This is a genomic window from Streptomyces sp. NPDC048352 (assembly GCF_040651895.1).
Lineage (GTDB): Bacteria > Actinomycetota > Actinomycetes > Streptomycetales > Streptomycetaceae > Streptomyces.
Window position 1 is genome coordinate 1 of the sequence record NZ_JBEZKZ010000047.1, and the last position, 17,148, is coordinate 17,148.

16 protein-coding genes are annotated in these 17,148 nt (G+C 72.7%); 9 read left to right on the forward strand and 7 right to left on the reverse strand.

The features are described from left to right. Positions 1-87 precede the first annotated feature (87 nt). Positions 88-444 carry an iron-sulfur cluster assembly accessory protein gene (locus AB0D45_RS22830; protein ID WP_030029080.1) on the reverse strand — a complete coding sequence of 119 codons (357 nt, stop codon included), beginning with the start codon at positions 442-444 and terminating at the stop codon, positions 88-90. Between the two features lie 328 nt (positions 445-772). Here AB0D45_RS22830 and nadA point away from each other — a divergent pair, with 328 nt between their 5' ends. Together nadA and AB0D45_RS22840 are read left to right on the forward strand one after the other, a co-directional pair. Next, positions 773-1,960: a quinolinate synthase NadA gene (nadA, locus tag AB0D45_RS22835; RefSeq protein ID WP_361605376.1), complete on the forward strand. Its 1,188-nt coding sequence runs from the start codon at positions 773-775 to the stop codon at positions 1,958-1,960. A gap of 118 nt (positions 1,961-2,078) precedes the next feature. Continuing rightward, complete coding sequence (locus AB0D45_RS22840) at positions 2,079-2,720, forward strand: hypothetical protein (protein WP_362461941.1); 642 nt, start codon at positions 2,079-2,081, stop codon at positions 2,718-2,720. Positions 2,721-2,763: 43 nt separating this feature from the next. On the opposite strand, the gene AB0D45_RS22845 is transcribed toward AB0D45_RS22840, so the two are convergent. The 3 genes from AB0D45_RS22845 to cobS all read right to left on the reverse strand — a co-directional run bounded on the left by AB0D45_RS22845 (position 2,764) and on the right by cobS (position 7,655). Further along, positions 2,764-5,874: an efflux RND transporter permease subunit gene (locus AB0D45_RS22845; RefSeq protein ID WP_362461944.1), complete on the reverse strand. Its 3,111-nt coding sequence runs from the start codon at positions 5,872-5,874 to the stop codon at positions 2,764-2,766. 143 nt (positions 5,875-6,017) lie between these two features. Further along, the gene (locus tag AB0D45_RS22850) at positions 6,018-6,731 is read right to left on the reverse strand and encodes a response regulator transcription factor (protein WP_362461947.1); all 714 of its coding nucleotides are present in this window, start codon (positions 6,729-6,731) and stop codon (positions 6,018-6,020) included. A gap of 102 nt (positions 6,732-6,833) precedes the next feature. Then, positions 6,834-7,655: an adenosylcobinamide-GDP ribazoletransferase gene (gene cobS, locus AB0D45_RS22855; protein ID WP_362461950.1), complete on the reverse strand. Its 822-nt coding sequence runs from the start codon at positions 7,653-7,655 to the stop codon at positions 6,834-6,836. 70 nt (positions 7,656-7,725) lie between these two features. Here cobS and AB0D45_RS22860 point away from each other — a divergent pair, with 70 nt between their 5' ends. Then, positions 7,726-8,511 carry a hypothetical protein gene (locus AB0D45_RS22860; RefSeq protein ID WP_361605391.1) on the forward strand — a complete coding sequence of 262 codons (786 nt, stop codon included), beginning with the start codon at positions 7,726-7,728 and terminating at the stop codon, positions 8,509-8,511. Between the two features lie 84 nt (positions 8,512-8,595). Here the strand turns inward: AB0D45_RS22860 and AB0D45_RS22865 are convergent, their stop codons facing one another. Next, positions 8,596-8,874 (reverse strand): hypothetical protein, encoded by a 279-nt coding sequence (locus AB0D45_RS22865; RefSeq protein ID WP_361605394.1) that lies wholly within the window; start codon positions 8,872-8,874, stop codon positions 8,596-8,598. Positions 8,875-8,888: 14 nt separating this feature from the next. Further along, positions 8,889-9,683, reverse strand: a complete 795-nt coding sequence (locus AB0D45_RS22870) for a PspA/IM30 family protein (RefSeq protein WP_361605397.1) — start codon at positions 9,681-9,683, stop codon at positions 8,889-8,891. Positions 9,684-9,968: 285 nt separating this feature from the next. Here AB0D45_RS22870 and AB0D45_RS22875 point away from each other — a divergent pair, with 285 nt between their 5' ends. Both AB0D45_RS22875 and AB0D45_RS22880 read left to right on the forward strand, forming a co-directional pair. Continuing rightward, complete coding sequence (locus tag AB0D45_RS22875) at positions 9,969-10,568, forward strand: DUF3043 domain-containing protein (protein ID WP_361605400.1); 600 nt, start codon at positions 9,969-9,971, stop codon at positions 10,566-10,568. Positions 10,569-10,705: 137 nt separating this feature from the next. Next, positions 10,706-11,389 carry a methyltransferase domain-containing protein gene (locus tag AB0D45_RS22880; protein WP_362462014.1) on the forward strand — a complete coding sequence of 228 codons (684 nt, stop codon included), beginning with the start codon at positions 10,706-10,708 and terminating at the stop codon, positions 11,387-11,389. Positions 11,390-11,761: 372 nt separating this feature from the next. Here AB0D45_RS22880 and AB0D45_RS22885 read toward each other — a convergent pair whose 3' ends face one another. Then, a complete protein-coding gene (locus AB0D45_RS22885; RefSeq protein ID WP_361599943.1) occupies positions 11,762-11,971 on the reverse strand; it encodes a hypothetical protein in 210 nt (69 codons plus the stop codon). Between the two features lie 103 nt (positions 11,972-12,074). Here AB0D45_RS22885 and AB0D45_RS22890 point away from each other — a divergent pair, with 103 nt between their 5' ends. From AB0D45_RS22890 to AB0D45_RS22905, 4 genes are all read left to right on the forward strand, one after another. After that, a complete protein-coding gene (locus AB0D45_RS22890) occupies positions 12,075-13,289 on the forward strand; it encodes a bifunctional adenosylcobinamide kinase/adenosylcobinamide-phosphate guanylyltransferase (protein ID WP_362461955.1) in 1,215 nt (404 codons plus the stop codon). Positions 13,290-13,344: 55 nt separating this feature from the next. Then, entirely contained in the window at positions 13,345-14,412 is a 1,068-nt protein-coding gene (gene cobT, locus AB0D45_RS22895) for a nicotinate-nucleotide--dimethylbenzimidazole phosphoribosyltransferase (RefSeq protein WP_362461957.1), read from the forward strand. Between the two features lie 82 nt (positions 14,413-14,494). Further along, positions 14,495-16,384, forward strand: a complete 1,890-nt coding sequence (locus AB0D45_RS22900; RefSeq protein WP_362461960.1) for a phosphatidylglycerol lysyltransferase domain-containing protein — start codon at positions 14,495-14,497, stop codon at positions 16,382-16,384. Beyond that, the gene (locus tag AB0D45_RS22905; RefSeq protein ID WP_362461963.1) at positions 16,381-17,118 is read left to right on the forward strand and encodes a hypothetical protein; all 738 of its coding nucleotides are present in this window, start codon (positions 16,381-16,383) and stop codon (positions 17,116-17,118) included. Before AB0D45_RS22900 ends, AB0D45_RS22905 begins: the two co-directional genes overlap by 4 nt. Positions 17,119-17,148 lie beyond the last annotated feature (30 nt).

Sequence of the window (17,148 nt, forward strand, 5' to 3'; positions counted from 1 at the left end):
GCCCGTCGGGGGGGCGGCCCCCCCCCGCCCCGAGGGCCCGGCGCCCGGGCAGTTCCCCCCCGGGGCCCGGGCCCTTCGCCGTACGGCTTAGCTGAACGAGTCGCCGCAGGCGCAGGAGCCGGTGGCGTTCGGGTTGTCGATCGTGAAGCCCTGCTTCTCGATGGTGTCGACGAAGTCGATGGAGGCGCCGCCCAGGTACGGGGCGCTCATGCGGTCGGTGACGACCTTGACACCGTCGAAGTCCTTGACGACGTCGCCGTCGAGGGAGCGCTCGTCGAAGAAGAGCTGGTAGCGCAGGCCGGAGCAGCCGCCGGGCTGGACGGCGACGCGCAGCGCGAGGTCATCGCGGCCTTCCTGCTCCAGCAGGGTCCTGACCTTCTCGGCGGCGGCGTCGGACAGGAGGATGCCGTCGCTCACAGTGGTCTTGTCGTCCTGTACGGACATCTGCATTCACTCCCGAAGTGGGCGGCTCCCCGGCGATGGCTGGGGAAACGTCGGACTCTTGCCGTCGGTGGCAACCAGCGGGACCGCGGTTTCATTCCGGGGTCCGGCGCCTTGTTTCTCAATTCATGCTCGCACACCCGGGCGGGCGGGTGGACCCCGCGACGAGGACCGGTGGAGCGGCGCGTCCCGGACGGGGCGAATGCGTCACATCGACACTATCGGCATCGTCAAAGTGACGTGAAGCAGTTATGATAGATAGCGTCAAATAGACGAGAAGTGGCGGGCCACACCCCGCAGTCCCGGAAATCCTTGTCGCAGAACAGAAAGGGTGCGTGTCGTGACCACCGCCCAGCCTTTGGACGTCCAGCCGACGCCCCTTGCCCTGCTGCTGCTCGGCCGTGAGGCCGACCCCAAGAGCGAGCGCGGGGTGGAGTGCCCCGGCGACCTGCCCTCGCCGTCCGACCCGGACCTGGTGGACCGCGCCCGCGCCGCCAAGGAGAAGCTCGGCGACAAGGTCTTCATCCTCGGCCACCACTACCAGCGTGACGAGGTCATCGAGTTCGCGGACGTCACCGGCGACTCCTTCAAGCTCGCCAAGGACGCCGCCGCCAAGCCGGAGGCCGAGTACATCGTCTTCTGCGGCGTGCACTTCATGGCCGAGTCCGCGGACATCCTGACGTCGGACGACCAGAAGGTCGTCCTGCCCGACCTCGCGGCCGGCTGCTCGATGGCCGACATGGCCACCGCCGAGCAGGTCGCCGAGTGCTGGGACGTGCTGACCGAGGCCGGGATCGCCGGGACGACGGTCCCCGTCTCGTACATGAACTCCTCCGCCGACATCAAGGCCTTCACCGGCAAGCACGGCGGCACGATCTGCACCTCGTCCAACGCGAAGAAGGCCCTGGAGTGGGCCTTCGAGCAGGGCGAGAAGGTGCTCTTCCTCCCGGACCAGCACCTGGGCCGCAACACCGCCGTCCGCGACATGGGCATGTCGCTGGACGACTGCGTGCTCTACAACCCGCACAAGCCGAACGGCGGCCTGACCGCCGAGCAGCTGCGCGACGCCAAGATGATCCTGTGGCGCGGCCACTGCTCGGTGCACGGCCGGTTCTCGGTGGACTCGGTCAACGACGTCCGCGCGCGCATCCCCGGCGTGAACGTGCTGGTGCACCCCGAGTGCAAGCACGAGGTCGTGGCCGCCGCGGACTACGTCGGCTCCACGGAGTACATCATCAAGACGCTGGAGGCGGCCCCGGCCGGCTCCAAGTGGGCCATCGGCACCGAGCTGAACCTGGTCCGCCGCCTGGCGAATCGATTCGCCGCGGAGGACAAGGAGGTCGTCTTCCTCGACAAGACGGTCTGCTTCTGCTCGACCATGAACCGCATCGACCTCCCCCACCTGGTGTGGACCCTGGAGTCCCTGGCCGAGGGCAACCTCGTCAACCGGATCGAGGTCGACAAGGAGACGGAGAGCTTCGCCAAGCTCGCCCTGGAACGGATGCTGGCACTCCCGTAGCGGCTCCTCCCCCGCGCACCGAGGGCGCCCGGCTCACGCCGGGCGCCCTCGGCGTTTCGTCCTCCGGCCGGCCCAGGCGGGCGGGCGCCGCGTCGCCGTGCGGCGCAGGCTGGAGACCATGGGTGACTTCCTGAAGCAGCGCCTGCGCACGGGGCACACCTGGGTCGCCAGCGTCGCGTCGGTCGTGGCCCTGGCCTTCTCGGGCTACAACTTCTCTCAGCTCCAGGAGGATCCGCGGATCGATCTCACCCTGCCCAAGGTCCTGCGACTGGAGTACGACCCCACCGGAATCTCCCTCTTCCGCCAGCCCACGGTCTCCACCCGCTTCGACACCGAGGACGTGGAGATGGTGACCGACCTCCGGCTGACGATGCGACGCACGGGCGGGAAGTCTCCGTCACCCGACTTCTACTGGGCGCGGACCGTGAAGTGGTTGTTCAAACCCGGTGCGGGGGGCAAGGGCGAGATCGTGTACGAGTTCCTCGCGGACCCCGCGCCCTTCACCGTGACGCAGACCCAGCCCCAGCAGCACTCCATCCGGTTCCGGACGAACAACTGGAACCTGTCGCCGGGAACCTACGAAGGCACCCTGTCCGTGCACCGGGCGAGCACGCGGGCGCCGGTCGAGCAGACGTTCTGCCTGGTGCTGCGCCCCCCGGACGTCACGCTCCTGAAGAACCCCTCGCAAGAGGGCTGGTACGAGTTCCGCAGGGACGTTCCGGGCCATGAGGAGGGCGGCTGCTACCACTGGTTCGGCTGAGGCCCCCGGCGGCGGTGGCTGCCGGGGGCCTCGGGGCGGAGGGTCAGGCCTTGGCCGGGGTGTCGGGCGCCGGGCGGGGCGGGACCACCGTCAGGCGGGCGCGCCTCTTCGCGCGGCGGCGCTCCCGGCGCAGCTCGACCATCGTGTAGAGGGTCGGCACCAGGAGCAGGGTCAGCAGGGTGGAGCTGACCAGGCCGCCGATGACGACCACCGCGAGCGGCTGTGAGATGAAGCCGCCCTCGCCGGTGACGCCCAGCGCCATCGGCAGCAGGGCGAAGATCGTCGCCAGGGCCGTCATCAGGATCGGCCGCAGGCGGTGGCGGCCGCCCTCGACGACCGCCTCCACGACGCCGAGGCCCTGCGCCCGGTACTGGTTGACCAGGTCGATGAGGACGATCGCGTTGGTCACGACGATGCCGATGAGCATCAGCATGCCGATCATCGCCGGGACGCCCATGGGGGTGTCGGTGGCGATGAGCAGGCCGAGCGCGCCGGTGGCGGCGAAGGGGATGGAGACCAGCAGGATCAGCGGCTGGACCAGCGAGCGGAACGTCGCGACCAGCAGCATGAACACGATCGCGACGGCCGCGAACATGGCCAGGCCCAGCGAGGCGAAGGCCTCGTCCTGGTCCTCGGAGACGCCGCCGATGGTGGCCGTGGCCCCCTCGGGCAGGTCCAGGCCCTTGAGCTTGCTCTGGAGCGCGGCGCTGACCGCGCCCGTGTTGTCGCCGACCGGCTTGGCGGTGATGGTGGCGGCGCGGGCGCCGTCGATCCGGGTCATGGCGACCGGGCCGGGGACGACCTTCACCTCGGCGATGTCGCCGAGCCTGGCCGGGCCGACCGGCAGGGCCTGGAGTTCGGCGAGGGTGGTGGCCGGCTGCGCGGAGCGGACGACGACGTCCCGCTCGGTGTCGTCCAGGACGGCCTTGCCCACCGGGTTGCCGCGGACGGCCTGTGCGACGAGTGCGCCCAGGGCGGCCTGGTTCAGGCCCGCCTCGGCGGTCTTCGGGGTGGCGGTGACCGAGATGCGGGGAACGGACTGGGCCAGGTCGCTCTGTACGTCGGTGACGTCCTCGAGGGTGGCCACCTCGGCGCGGACCTGTTCGGCGGCCTTGGCGAGCACGCCCGCGTCACCGGCCTTGACGACCACGCTCAGGTTCTGGCTGCCGAAGCCGCCGCCCGCCGAGACGGAGGTGTCGCCGATGCCGTCGAGCTTGCCGAGGGCGTCCTGGATGCGCTGCTTGACGGCGTCGGACTGGCCGGCGTCGTCCAGGGTGACCTGGAAAGAGGCCTGGTTGGTTCCGGTGCCGCCGCCGAAGGCCGCGAGGAAGCCGGAGGAGCCGACGGTGACCTGCTGGTCCTTGACGCCCTCGATGGAGGCGAGCGCCTTCTCCACCTTGCGGCTCGCCTCGTCGGAGGCGGCCAGGGAGGTACCGGCGGGCAGTTGCTGCTTGACCGTCAGGACGTCCTGGTCGCCCTGGTCGAAGAAGTTCGTCTTCAGCAGCGGGGTCATCCCGAAGGTGACGACGAGGACGAGGACCGCGATCGCCACGCTGGTCAGGCGGCGGCGGGTGGCGAAGCCCAGGACTCGTACGTAGAAGCGCTGGAGGCGGCTGTTGGCCTCCTTCTCCTCGGCCGCGCGGCGCGCCTCCCCGGGGTCCTGCGAGGTGCCCTTGGGGGCGCGCAGGAACCAGAAGGACAGCACCGGGACGACCGTCAGGGACACCAGCAGCGAGGCCAGCAGGGCGGCGGTGACGGTGAGCGAGAAGGAGCCGAACAGCTCGCCGATCATGCCGCCGACGAGGCCGATCGGCAGGAAGACGGCGACGGTGGTGAGCGTGGACGAGGTGACCGCGCCGGCCACCTCCTTGACCGCGGTGGTGATCGCGGCCTCGCGCTCCTCGCCGTAGCCGAGGTGGCGCTTGATGTTCTCCAGGACCACGATCGAGTCGTCGACGACCCGGCCGATGGCGATGGTGAGGGCGCCGAGCGTCAGCATGTTGAGGGACAGGTCGCGGGTCCACAGCACGATCAGGGCGAGGACCACGGACAGCGGGATGGAGACCGCGGTGACCAGCGTCGAGCGGATCGAGGCCAGGAAGACCAGGATCACGACGACGGCGAAGGCGAGACCGAGCAGGCCTTCGGTGGTGAGGCCCGAGATGGAGCGGGCGACGGCCGGGCCCTGGTCGCTGACGACGGTCAGCTCCGCGCCGGGGCCGAGGGCCGAACGCAGCTCGGGGAGCTTGTCCTTCACGGCGTCGGAGATGGCGACGGCGCTGCCGTCCTTGTCCATGGTGAGGACCAGGGCCAGGCTGGGCTTGCCGTTGGTGCGGGTGAGGGAGTCGGCGCGGGCCGGCTCCTGCCTGACGGCGGCCACGTCGCCGAGGCGGACGGCGGGCTTGCCGGGGCCCGCCGTCAGGCGGAGGTCCTCCAGCTGGGCGAGGGAGGTGTAGCCGGAGCCCACGCGGACGGTGCGGTTCTTGCCCTCCTCGTCGAAGGAGCCGGCGGGGACGGTCGTACCGCCCGCCTTGAGGCCTTCGGCGAGCGCGGCCCCGTCCAGGCCGGCCGCGGCGAGCTTGGCGTTGTCGGGGGTGACGGTGACCTGGAGGTCGCGCACACCGTCCACGCTGACCTGGCCGACGCCCTCGACGTCCTCCAGGACGGGGACGACGGAACGGTTCAGCTGGTCGGCGAGCGCCTGCTGGTCCTTGTCCGAGGTGACGGCGAGGACGACGGTGGGGATGTCGTCGGTGGAGCCGGCCACCACCTGCGGGTCCACCTCGGCGGGCAGCCGGACGCGGGCCCGGTTGACGGCCTGCTGGACGTCGGCGACGAGCTGCTTGGTGCCCTCGTCGCCGTAGTCGAAGGTGGCGCGGATGAGGGCGTTGCCCTCGCTGGCGGTCGAGGTGATGCCGGTGATGCCGTCGACGCCCTTGAGGGTGTTCTCGATCGGTTCGACGACCTGCTTCTCGACCACGTCGGGCGAGGCGCCCTGGTACGGGGCGAGCACGGAGACCATCGGGAGTTCGATGGACGGCAGCAGCTGCTGCTTGAGCTGCGGGATGGCTATGGCCCCGAAGACGAGCGCGACGATCGACACGAGGCCGACCAGCGCTCTCTGGGCGAGGCTGAAGCGGGACAGCCAGGACATGGTGTGGGATCTCTCTGCAGTGTCGTTCGCGAGGGCCCCCAGCCTTTCGCACGCCGGGGCGCCGGTGCGTCGCTCCCAGGTGCCGTCCTCGTGTGCGGCATACCGCGTCCGCAGTACTCCGTCCTACTGCGGCCCGCCGCCGGTCATTCGGCGCGCGGCCGGACCAGTCCCGATTCGTACGCGATGACCACCAATTGCGCCCGGTCCCGGGCCCCGAGCTTGGCCATGGCCCGGTTGACGTGGGTCTTCACGGTGAGCGGGCTGACCTCGAGCCGGGCGGCGATGCCGTCGTTGGAGAGGCCGCCGGCGACCTGTACGAGGACCTCGCGCTCGCGGCCGGTCAGCGCGGCGAGCCGTTCGGCGTGGGCCGAACCGGGGGCGGGGGCGTCGGCGCGGCCGCCCTGGGCGAGGAAGCTGGCGATGAGCCCCTTGGTGGCGGCCGGGGAGAGCAGCGCCTCGCCGGCGGCGGCGACGCGGATGGCGGTGAGGAGTTCCTCCGGCTCGGCGCCCTTGCCGAGGAAGCCGGAGGCTCCGGCGCGCAGGGCCGCGGCCACGTACTCGTCCACCTCGAAGGTGGTGAGCATGACGACGCGGACGTCCGACAGCTCCGGGTCGGCGCTGATCATGCGGGTGGCGGCGAGCCCGTCGGTGCCGGGCATCCGGATGTCCATCAGGACCACGTCGGCCCGCCGCTCGCGGGCGAGGGCGTAGGCCTGGGCGCCGTCGGTGGCCTCACCGACGACCTCCATGTCGGGCTCCGAGTCGACGAGCACCTTGAACGCGCTGCGCAGCAGCGCCTGGTCGTCGGCGAGCAGGACTCGGATGCGGGCGGGGCCGGCGTCGGCGGGGTCGGTCATACGGGTCAGGGTAGGCGGCCGCTCCCGCGCGCCGGCCGACGAGGCGGGGCCGCGGGGGGGCGGCCCGGGGCGGTGGCGTCCGCCCCGTCCCTCGGCCGGGGTTCAGCCGAGGGCGAGGACCAGCAGCACCGTGGTCGCGCCGACCTCGCTGAGGGCGCCGAAGACGTCCCCGGTGACCCCGCCGAAGCGGTGCGTGCAGCGGCGCAGCAGGAGTTCGGCGGCAGCCACGGCGGCGAGGACCGCCGCGGCGTGCTGGGCGGCGGCGAGCGGGCCCGCCGGGAGGGCGGCCAAGGCGGCCGCCCCGGCGACGGCGGCGGCCACGGCGGCGGCCGCGCTGCGCGGGACCACGCCGGCCACCGCCGCGCCGAGCCCCTCGGGCCGTGCGGCGGGGACCCCTTCGCGGGAGGCGAGCGTCATCACCAAGCGGGCGGTGACGGCGGCGAGTACGGCGGCCAGCGCGCCCCGGATCCAGCTGTCGGCGTACGCGTCGGCGAGGGCGGCCGCCTGCACCAGGAAGACGACCAGCAGGGAGATGACGCCGAAGGGGCCGATGTCGGACTGCTTCATGATCCGCAGGGCCTCCTCGGCGGGCTTGGCGCTGCCCAGGCCGTCGGCCGTGTCGGCCAGGCCGTCCAGGTGGAGCCCGCGGGTCAGCGCCGCCGGGACGGCGACGGTGACGGCGGCGGCGAGCAGGGAGCCGCCGCCGAGGAGCAGCAGGAGCGTTCCGGGCACGGCGGCGAGCAGTCCGACGACGAGACCGGCGAGCGGGGCGCAGGCCATGCCGGTGCGGGCGGCGGGACGGTCCCAGCGCGTGATGCGGGCGGGCAGCACGGTCAGGGTGCCGAAGGCGAAGCGGATCCCGTCGGGCAGCGAGGCGCGCCCCTGGGGAGGCGGCGGCAGTGGATCATCGGTCGAATCTGTCATCGGCGGGAACGCTACCCGCTTACGGTGGACGGTAAATTGCTCAATACATGCCATTTCGGGAGCGGGTGTCGTGGGTCACTGGTGGGAACGGAACATCGTCGAGCCGGGCAAGCTCCCGCTGCTGCTCGCCCTGGTGTCCTTCGTGCTGTCGTTCCTGGTCACACGCGTGATCACGCGGCTGATCCGGGCCGGCCGGGGCCCCTTCAAGAACATCACCCCGGGCGGGCTGCACGTCCACCACGTCGTCCCCGGCGTGGTGCTGGTGATCGTCGGCGGGTTCGGCGCGATCGGCAGCGGCGGGCACAGCTTCGGCGCGTGCCTGTCGGCGGTCCTCTTCGGGCTGGGGGCGGGCCTGGTGCTGGACGAGTTCGCGCTGATCCTGCACCTGGACGACGTCTACTGGAGCGAACAGGGACGCAAGAGCGTCGAGGTCGTGGTGCTGACGGCCGCGCTGGTGGCGCTGGTCCTGGGCGGCTTCCTGCCCCTCGGGGTCAACGAGCTGTCACCGGAGGAACGGCACAGCCGCGGGCTCGTCGTCATGAACACCGCCACCAACTTCTTCCTGGCCCTGATCGCCCTGTGGAAGGGGAAGCCGCGCACCGCGATATTCGGCCTGGTGATCCCCTTCGTGGCGCTGATCGGCGCGGTGCGCCTGGCCCGGCCCGGCTCCCCGTACGCCAGGCGCTTCTACGCGAAGCGGCCGCGCGCCCGGGCCAAGGCGGGGCTGCGGGCCTTCCACCACGACCGGCGCTGGGCGCGGCCCCGGCGCAAGTTCGAGAACTTCATCAGCGGGCTCTCCGACCCGGAGAAGGCCTCGGCGGAGAAGCACGGGGCCGGCGCCGGGAAGGGCGAGTGACGCCGGGGGCGGGGCGGGCGGCACGAAGGGCCCGCCCCCGCGTACGGGGGCGGGCCCTTCGCCGTCGGTGTACCCGGGGCCGCGTCAGCCCGGGATCAGGCCGTCGTCCCTGAGCATCGCCCGCACCTCGTCGAGCGTGGCGTCCGGTCCGGGCAGGATCAGCTCGGACGGCTCCAGCGCGTCGTCCGGCAGCGGGCTGCCGAGCCGCCGTACGGCGTCGAGCAGCGCGCCCAGCGTGCGCCGGAAGGCGTCCTGTTCGCCGCTCTCCATCTCCGCGAGCAGCTCGTCGTCCAGCTTGTTGAGCTCGGCCAGGTGCTCGTCCCCGAGCCTGACCTGCCCTTCCCCCATGATGCGGACAATCATGTCGGGCCCCTGTCCTACTGCTTGTCGAACCGGTGCTGGGTCTGCTGCGGCTGGGCGGTGCCCGGGGCGCCGCCCTCGAGGGCCTGCTGCTGGGCGGACGGGCCGCCGGCCAGCTCGGCCTTCATCCGCTGGAGCTCCAGCTCGACGTCGCTGCCGCCGGAGAGGCGGTCGAGCTCGGCCTGGATGTCGTCCTTGGAGCCGAGACCGCTCTGGTCGTCCAGGGCCCCGGAGGCCAGCAGCTCGTCGATCGCGCCCGCCCGGGCCTGGAGCTGGGCCGTCTTGTCCTCGGCCCGCTGGATGGCCAGGCCGACGTCGCTCATCTCCTCGGAGATGCCGGAGAAGGACTCCGCGATGCGGGTCTGCGCCTGGGCGGCCGTGTACGTGGCCTTGATGGTCTCCTTCTTCGTACGGAAGGCGTCCACCTTGGCCTGGAGGCGCTGCGAGGCCAGCGTCAGCTTCTCCTCCTCGCCCTGGAGGGTCTGGTGCTGCACCTCCAGGTCGCTGACCTGCTGCTGGAGGGAGGCACGGCGGGACAGGGCCTCGCGGGCCAGGTCCTCGCGGCCGAGGGCGAGGGCCTTGCGGCCCTGGTCCTCCAGCTTGGCGGACTGGCTCTGGAGCTGGTTCAGCTGGAGCTCCAGGCGCTTGCGGGAGGTCGCCACGTCGGCGACGCCGCGGCGCACCTTCTGCAGCAGCTCGAGCTGCTTCTGGTACGAGTAGTCGAGGGTCTCGCGCGGGTCCTCGGCCCGGTCAAGGGCCTTGTTCGCCTTCGCGCGGAAGATCATCCCCATACGCTTCATGACACCGCTCATGGGCTTCGCGCGCCCCCTTCTGGACGGACTGTGTTCCAGGTCACCGACAGGACCCACAGTACGGGCCCTGTCTCCATTACCGCACTGTTCGAGTACGGATGCGCTCCTCCTCGAGGACGAGTACCCCCGCCGCCGTGTCAGGCGTGAGGAGTAGGTGGTCCCCGAGCCCCGCGGGCCCGCGAACGCCGGGACGCGGGAGGTGCGCACTGGGTAGACGCCCGCCGTTGCCGGATCGTTCCCCGCCGGGGTGGGGCGGGTGGCCCCGACCACGTAGGCTTGGGTTTTGTGTTTGGTAGCCGCTCCTCCAAGGAAGAGAAGGCCTCCGCCACCGACAAGGTGAGCGCCGGCCCTTCGCAGCCCCGTGACCCGCAGGCCCCGAAGGGCCGCCCGACGCCGAAGCGTGCTGTGGCCCAGTCGCAGCGCAAGGCCGTGGTGGCCTCGACCGGCAACCGCAAGGAGGACGCCAAGCGAGCCCGCGAGCGCCGCCGCGAAGAGATGGCCAGGCAGCGCGAGGCGCTGGCCAACGGCGACGAGCGCTATCTGCCCGCCCGTGACAAGGGCCCGGTGCGCCGGTTCGTCCGCGACTTCGTGGACTCCCGCTTCTCGGTCGCCGAGATGTTCCTGCCGCTGGCCGTGATCATCCTGGTGCTGAGCATGATCCGGGTCCCCTCGATCCAGAACGTCGCACTGATGCTGTGGCTCGGCGTGATCGTCCTGATCATCCTCGACTCCGTCGGCCTGTGGTTCCGGCTGCGCAAGGCGCTGAACGAGCGCTTCGCGGACGAGCCGCGCCGCGGCGCCGTCGCGTACGGCCTGATGCGCACCCTCCAGATGCGCCGCCTGCGCCTGCCCAAGCCGCAGGTCAAGCGCGGAGAGCGGCCCTGACCGGAGCGGCGCCCGGAGCACCGGGGGCATCGCGGGGGGAGGGCTTCTCAGGGGGAGCCCGGCTGTGGCTGGAGGGCCTGGGCGGACTGCGCAACGCCGTCCGCCAGGAACTCGTTGGCCGGCAGGTCGAGGAACAGATCACGCACCGTTTCCCGGTCGGGCGGCGGCTGCGGGTCCTCGACGTCGGCATGGGCCAGGGCACCCAGGCGCTGCGCCTGGCCCGGGCGGGACACCGGGTCACCGGCCTGGAGCAGGACGCCGCCATGCTGGCGGTCGCCCACGCGGCGCTGGCCGCGGAACCGGCCGGGATCCGCGACCGGGTCGAGCTGGTGGAGGGTGACGGCCGGGAGACCGGCGCGCACTTCGAACCGGGCAGCTTCGACGTGGTGCTGTGCCACGGAGTGCTGATGTACGTGTCGGAACCCGACGCCATGCTCGCGGGGCTGGCCAGGATGCTCGCCCCGGGCGGGCTGCTGTCCCTGCTGGTGCGCAACGGCGACGCGCTCGCGCTGCGGCCGGGGCTCTCCGGGGACTGGTCGGGGGCGCTGGCCGCCTTCGACACCGTCGACTACACGAACCGGCTGGGCCTGGACGTACGGGCCGACCGGCTCGCCGACCTGACGGCGACGCTGTCGGGGATCGGCGCGCCGCTGCACACCTGGTACGGGGTGCGGGTCTTCACGGACGGGACCGAGGCGGCGGCGGAGCTGCCGCCGGACGACGAACTGGAGCGGCTACTGGCCGCCGAGGAGCGGGCCGGCCGCACCGATCCCTACCGGGGGGTGGCGGCGCTGCTGCACCTGTGCGGAGTGCGGGGATAGCCCGCCTGGATTGCGGAGCCCCGGGGGACCACTCCCCCGGGGCTCCGCCATTCCCCGAGCACCGCTCGACCCCGTCGCGGGCCGGGGCCACCGCTGCGCGGGGCCGTGTCCACCCGCCCTTCCACCGCTCCCAGGGGCTCCGCCCCTTGACCCGTTGCGCTCAAACGCCGCGCGGGCTGGAATTTCGCTGCGCGAAATCCAGCCCCGCCGGCGTTTGAGGCGCGGGGGTCTGGGGGCGGAGCCCCCAGGGGGGTCCGGGCGCAGCCCGGGGAACGGGCGAAGGGCGGGGAGGGGACCCCGCTCCGCGCAGCGGCCCACCGGCACGGCCCGGCACCGCACGGCACAGGACCCCCACCCACCCCCGGCCAGAGGTCAGGCCTCCGTGGCCGCGCTCAGGCTCATCGGGTAGATCTCCGTGCCGTCCTCGAAGAGGGTCACCCGCTCCGCGCCGCCGTCCAGGAGCTCCTTCCAGACCTCGCCGATCCAGGTCTCGGCGTCCCCCTGCGTGGGGAACTCCTCCGGCTCCACCGCCGGGGCCACCTCGCTGCCGTCGGCCGCTTCGAACCGCCACGTCCACGCCATGTCCGCCTCCGTTGTTCGTCCGCGATCTCACGCTTCTCGCCTTGAGTGTGCCCGCAGAGTAGCCGGGCGCGCACCACTACCGGCGACGCGGGAGGATCTCCGTGTGGAACTCACTCTGCTCGGCACCGGTACCCCTGAAGGACTGCCCCGCCCCGGCTGTCCCTGCGCCGCCTGCGCGGTCTCCGTGGGCACCCGGGCCCGCGCGGCGACCTCCGTCCTGGTGGACGGGGCGCTGCTGCTCGACCTGACCCCCGGGGCGGTGCTGGCCGGTGCCCGCGCGGGGCATTCGCTGGCCGGCGTACGGCAGGTGCTGCTGACGCACCCCCACGACGGGCCGGCCGTCGAGCTGCCGCCGGGGCTGCCCGCCGCCGGACGGGTCCCGGACGGGCGGGAGCTCGCGGTGATCAGCGGTCACCGGGTGCGGGCGGTGCCGATGGACGCGCCGGGGACCGGGTACGAGGTCACGGGCCCCGACGGGAGCCGGCTGCTGTACCTGCCCCCGGGCGGAGCGCCGGCCGGAACCGACGGCGGCGCCGCGCAGCGCCCGTACGACCTGGTCCTCGCGGACGTCCTCGGCCGGCCCGAGGCACTGGCCCGGCTGCGCGCGAGCGGCGCCGTCGGCCCCGCCACCGACGTGATCGCCGTACACCTGGACCACGACACCCCGCCCGGCCCGGAGCTGGAGCGCCGGTGCGCGGCGGCCGGGGCGCGGGCCGTGCCGGACGGCACCACCGTGGTGGCCGGCGACCACGACGCGGCACCGGACGTGCCGCGCCGCACCCTGGTGCTGGGCGGGGCCCGCTCCGGCAAGTCCTTCGAGGCGGAGCGGCGCCTGGCCGCCTTCCCCGAGGTCGTCTACGTCGCCACCGGCGGCACCCGCGACGGCGACGCGGAATGGGCCCAGCGCGTCGGCCTGCACCGGGAGCGGCGCCCGGCCACCTGGCGGACGGTGGAGACCTGCGAACTGGTGCCGCTGCTGGAGCAGTCGGGGCCGCCCCTGCTGATCGACTGCCTCGCGCTGTGGCTCACCGACGCCATGGACCGGGCCGGGGCGTGGGACGACGCGGTGTGGGCGGCCACCGGCCGCAAGGCCCTGCGGGAGCGGACCGCGGAACTGGGCGCGGCGGTCCGCGCCGCGCGCCGCACCGTGGTCCTCGTCAGCAACGAGGTGGGCTCCGGGGTGGTTCCGGCGACCGCGTCGGGGCGGCGGTTCCGCGACGAGCTGGGCCGCCTCAACAACGCGATCGCGGGCGAGTGCGAGCACGTGCTCCTGGTGGTCGCGGGGCAGGCGCTCGTCCTCAAGGCACCACCGCGGTGAAGCGGACCCGGCACACCCCCTGAGGGAGTGTCGGGACGGCTGTAATCTCTGGCAGATGACCACGCTGAATCTCGACGACTTCTCCGATCTGATCGAACGCCCCGACGGGGGCGTGCGACGTGACGCCGAGGAGCGCCGTGAGCGGCTGGCCGTGCCGCCCGGCGCCCTGGGCCGGCTCGACGAGCTCGCCGAATGGCTGGCCGCCGCGCAGGGCCGGGTACCGGTCAGGCCGATCGAGCGGCCGCGGGTCGTGCTGTTCGCCGCCGACCACGGGATCGCCTCCCAGGGCGTCTCCGCCCGGCCCGCGGGCAGCGCCCACGAGCTGGTGCGCGCGGTACTGGACGGGACCAGCCCGGTGGCGGTGCTGGCGGGCCGGTTCGGGGCGGGCGTACGCGTCGTGGACGCGGGCCTGGACTGCGAACCGGAGCTGCTGCCCGAGGACGTGGTGCGCACCCGCGTACGGCGGGGCAGCGGCCGGATCGACGTGGAGGACGCGCTGACGGCCGAGGAGGCCGAGGACGCGCTGCGGCTCGGCATCCAGGTCGCCGACGAGGAGGCCGACTCCGGTACGGACCTCGTCGTCCTCGGCGATCTGAGCGTGGGCGGCACCACGGTGGCGGCCACGCTGGTGGCCGCGCTCTGCGGGACGGACGCGTCCGTGGTCACCGGCCGCGGCGGGCTGCCCATCGACGACCTGGCCTGGATGCGCAAGTGCGCCGCCATCCGCGACTCCCTGCGCCGGGCCCGCCCGGTGCTCGGGGACCAGATGGCGCTGCTGGCGGCGGTGGGCGGCGCGGACGTCGCCGCGATCACCGGTTTCCTGCTCCAGAGCGCGGTGCGCCGTACGCCGGTCATCCTCGACGGGGTCGTCTCGGCGGCCTGCGGACTGGTGGCCCAGCGGGCCGCCTTCCGCGCCCCCGACTGGTGGCTGGCCGGGCAGTCCAGCGGGGAGCCGGGCCAGGCCAAGGCCCTGGACCGGATGGCACTCAACCCGGTGCTCGACCACGGCGTCACCGTAGGAGAGGGAACCGGGGCCCTGCTGGCGCTCCCCCTGGTCCAGGCGGCCGCCGCGCTCGCGGCGGACCTCCCGGAGAGGGCTGCCGCGCAACAGCCGACGGACTGAGACAACGGGCACTACGGGCCTGGCCAGTCCGCAGTGCTCCCACTGCGCTGCGGACCGGCGACGCCCCATATCATCGCTTTTCATGGGAGAGGTCCGCTTGACCAGCGTAGACACCGACCGGAGCCTCGATCAGGCTTCCGGCAAGGGTTCCAACAACAAGAAGGAGAAGGAGCAGGGAGGGGAAGCGGCCGCGAAGCCGGAGAGCCGCAGGGGCACTCCCAGGTCGCGGCGCAGTGCCGCCTTCGCGGTCTGGTACCTGCGGGCCGTCACCTTCGTGAACTTCCTCAGCGCGGTGTGGCTTTCGCTCGGGCAGGACCTGCGCCGGCACAACACCGCCGACTTCTACACCCCGTACCTGCTGACGGCCGGCTTCGCCTCCGGGCTGTTCTCGCTGCTGCTCGCGGTCACCATGGGCCGCCGCAAGCGGGCCGCCTGGATCCTGAACCTGGTGGTCGGCGGGATGCTGCTGCTGGCCTTCGCGGTCGCCGCCTTCGCCCCCTGCACGGGCGGCGAACTCAACATGTGCTACCCGGAGTTCCGTGAGCACGCGCAGAACTGGGTCTCGCTCGTCCTGACGGCGGCGTTCGTGGGCGCCCTGCTGCTGGGCCGCCACGAGTTCTACGCGAAGGGCGACCGCTCCAACCCGAAGCTCGCCACCGCGGTGGCCGCCGTCGGCCTGCTGCTCACCTCGCTGATCGCCGCCCTCCTGGTCGGCGCCACCAACACCGACGCCGACCGCGCCGACGCCACGTTCCTGGCGCGCTGGCGCTACGGCGTGATGCGGCTGATCACGCTGGCGCCCGACGACAAGGCCTACCGCGCGATCACCACGCCCGCCTGGGTGGACGTGTTCATCAACGTGATGTCGATGCTGCTGCTGCTCGCCGTGCTGTTCGCGGCGTTCCGCTCGCGGCGCGCCGTCGACCCGCTCACCCCCGAGGACGAGGAGCGGCTGCGGGCGCTGCTCGCCAAGCAGGGCGACCGCGACTCGCTCGGCTACTTCGCGCTGCGCCGCGAGAAGTCCGTGATCTGGTCCCCGACCGGCAAGGCCGCCGTCACCTACCGCGTCGTCGGCGGGGTCTCGCTCGCCTCGGGCGACCCCATCGGCGACCCCGAGGCCTGGCCGGGGGCGATCGAGCCGTGGCTGGCCGAGGCCCGCGAGCACGGCTGGGTGCCGGCCGTGATGGGCGCCAGTGAGGAGGCCGGGCAGATCTACGCCCGGCACGGCCTGGACGCCCTGGAACTCGGCGACGAGGCCATCGTGGAGACCGACGAGTTCACGCTGGAGGGCCGCGCCATGCGCACCGTCCGGCAGGCCTACAACCGGGTCAAGCGGGCCGGCTACACGGTCCGCATCCGCCGCCACGCCGAGATCCCGTCCGAGGAGATGGCCGTCCTGCTGGAGCGTGCCGACGACTGGCGCGACGGTGCGACCGAGCGCGGCTTCTCCATGGCGCTGGGCCGCCTGGGCGACCCGGACGACGGGCAGTGCGTGATGCTCGAGTGCACCGACGGCAACGGCGACCTGCGCGCCGTGCTGTCCTTCGTGCCGTGGGGCCCCAAGGGCCTGTCCCTGGACCTGATGCGTCGTGACCGGGATTCCGAGAACGGCCTGATGGAGTTCATGGTCATCGAGCTGCTGGAACGCTCGAAGGAGATCGGCGTCACACAGGTCTCGCTCAACTTCGCGATGTTCCGCTCCGTCTTCGAGCGGGGGTCCAAGCTCGGCGCGGGTCCGGTGCTGCGCATGTGGCGCTCGCTGCTGAGCTTCTTCTCCCGCTGGTGGCAGATCGAGTCCCTCTACCGGGCCAACGCCAAATACCGCCCGATCTGGGAGCCGCGGTTCATGCTCTTCGAGAAGAGTTCGGACCTGCTGCGGATCGGTATCGCCGCGGGCCGGGCCGAGGGCTTCCTGGAAGCACCCGGCCTGCCCAAGTGGCTGCACCGCAAACACCTGGAGACGATTCGTTGACGTCCTGGAAGACGGAGGTCCGGCAGTTCGCCCGCCGCGAGTGGGGTCCCCTCTCCGGGACCGTGCGGGACGCACTGGCCCGCGACCGGTGGCGGGCCGCCCCGATGACCCTCGGGGCGGTCTGCCTGACCTCCGTCTTCCAGGTCGTGCAGAACACCGCCTGGGGTTTCCAGCCGGTCCAGAACCTGGGCTCCGTCAAGGCCGCGGACCCCCTGTGGCTCGCGCTGCTGCGCACCCCGCTGTCCCTGTTCGTACCGGCCCTCGACCTGCCCGTGTGGGGGGCGCTCGCGCAGATCCTGCTGGTCTTCGGGATCGCGGAGATCTGCATCGGCTGGTGGCGCACCCTGCTCGTCGGGTACGTGGCCACCCTCGCCGGGACCACCTACGCCCGGATCGGGCTCTCGGTGGGCCCCGACCACCCCTTCGGCCTGCCGGTGACCGACCGGGTCGTCAACGACACCGGGCCGTCCGCGGCGGTGGTGGGCCTGGCCGTCTACGTCTGCTGGCGCTACCGGGCGTACCTCACCGGGGCCCTGGTGATCCTGGTGATGACCGGCGAGGTGCTGGTCAAGAACAACCTGGCCGGCAAGGAGCACTTGGCGGCCCTCGCCGCCGTGATGGCCGTGTGCGTGGTGCGCGCCAGGTGGGGGCCGGCCCGCTCGCGGACCCCGCTCGGCCCCCGGCCGCCGTCGCCCCCCGCCGGTCCCCCTCCCCGGGGGCCCGCGCGGCTCTAGGACGAGCCCGTACCGTATCGGGGTGACGAC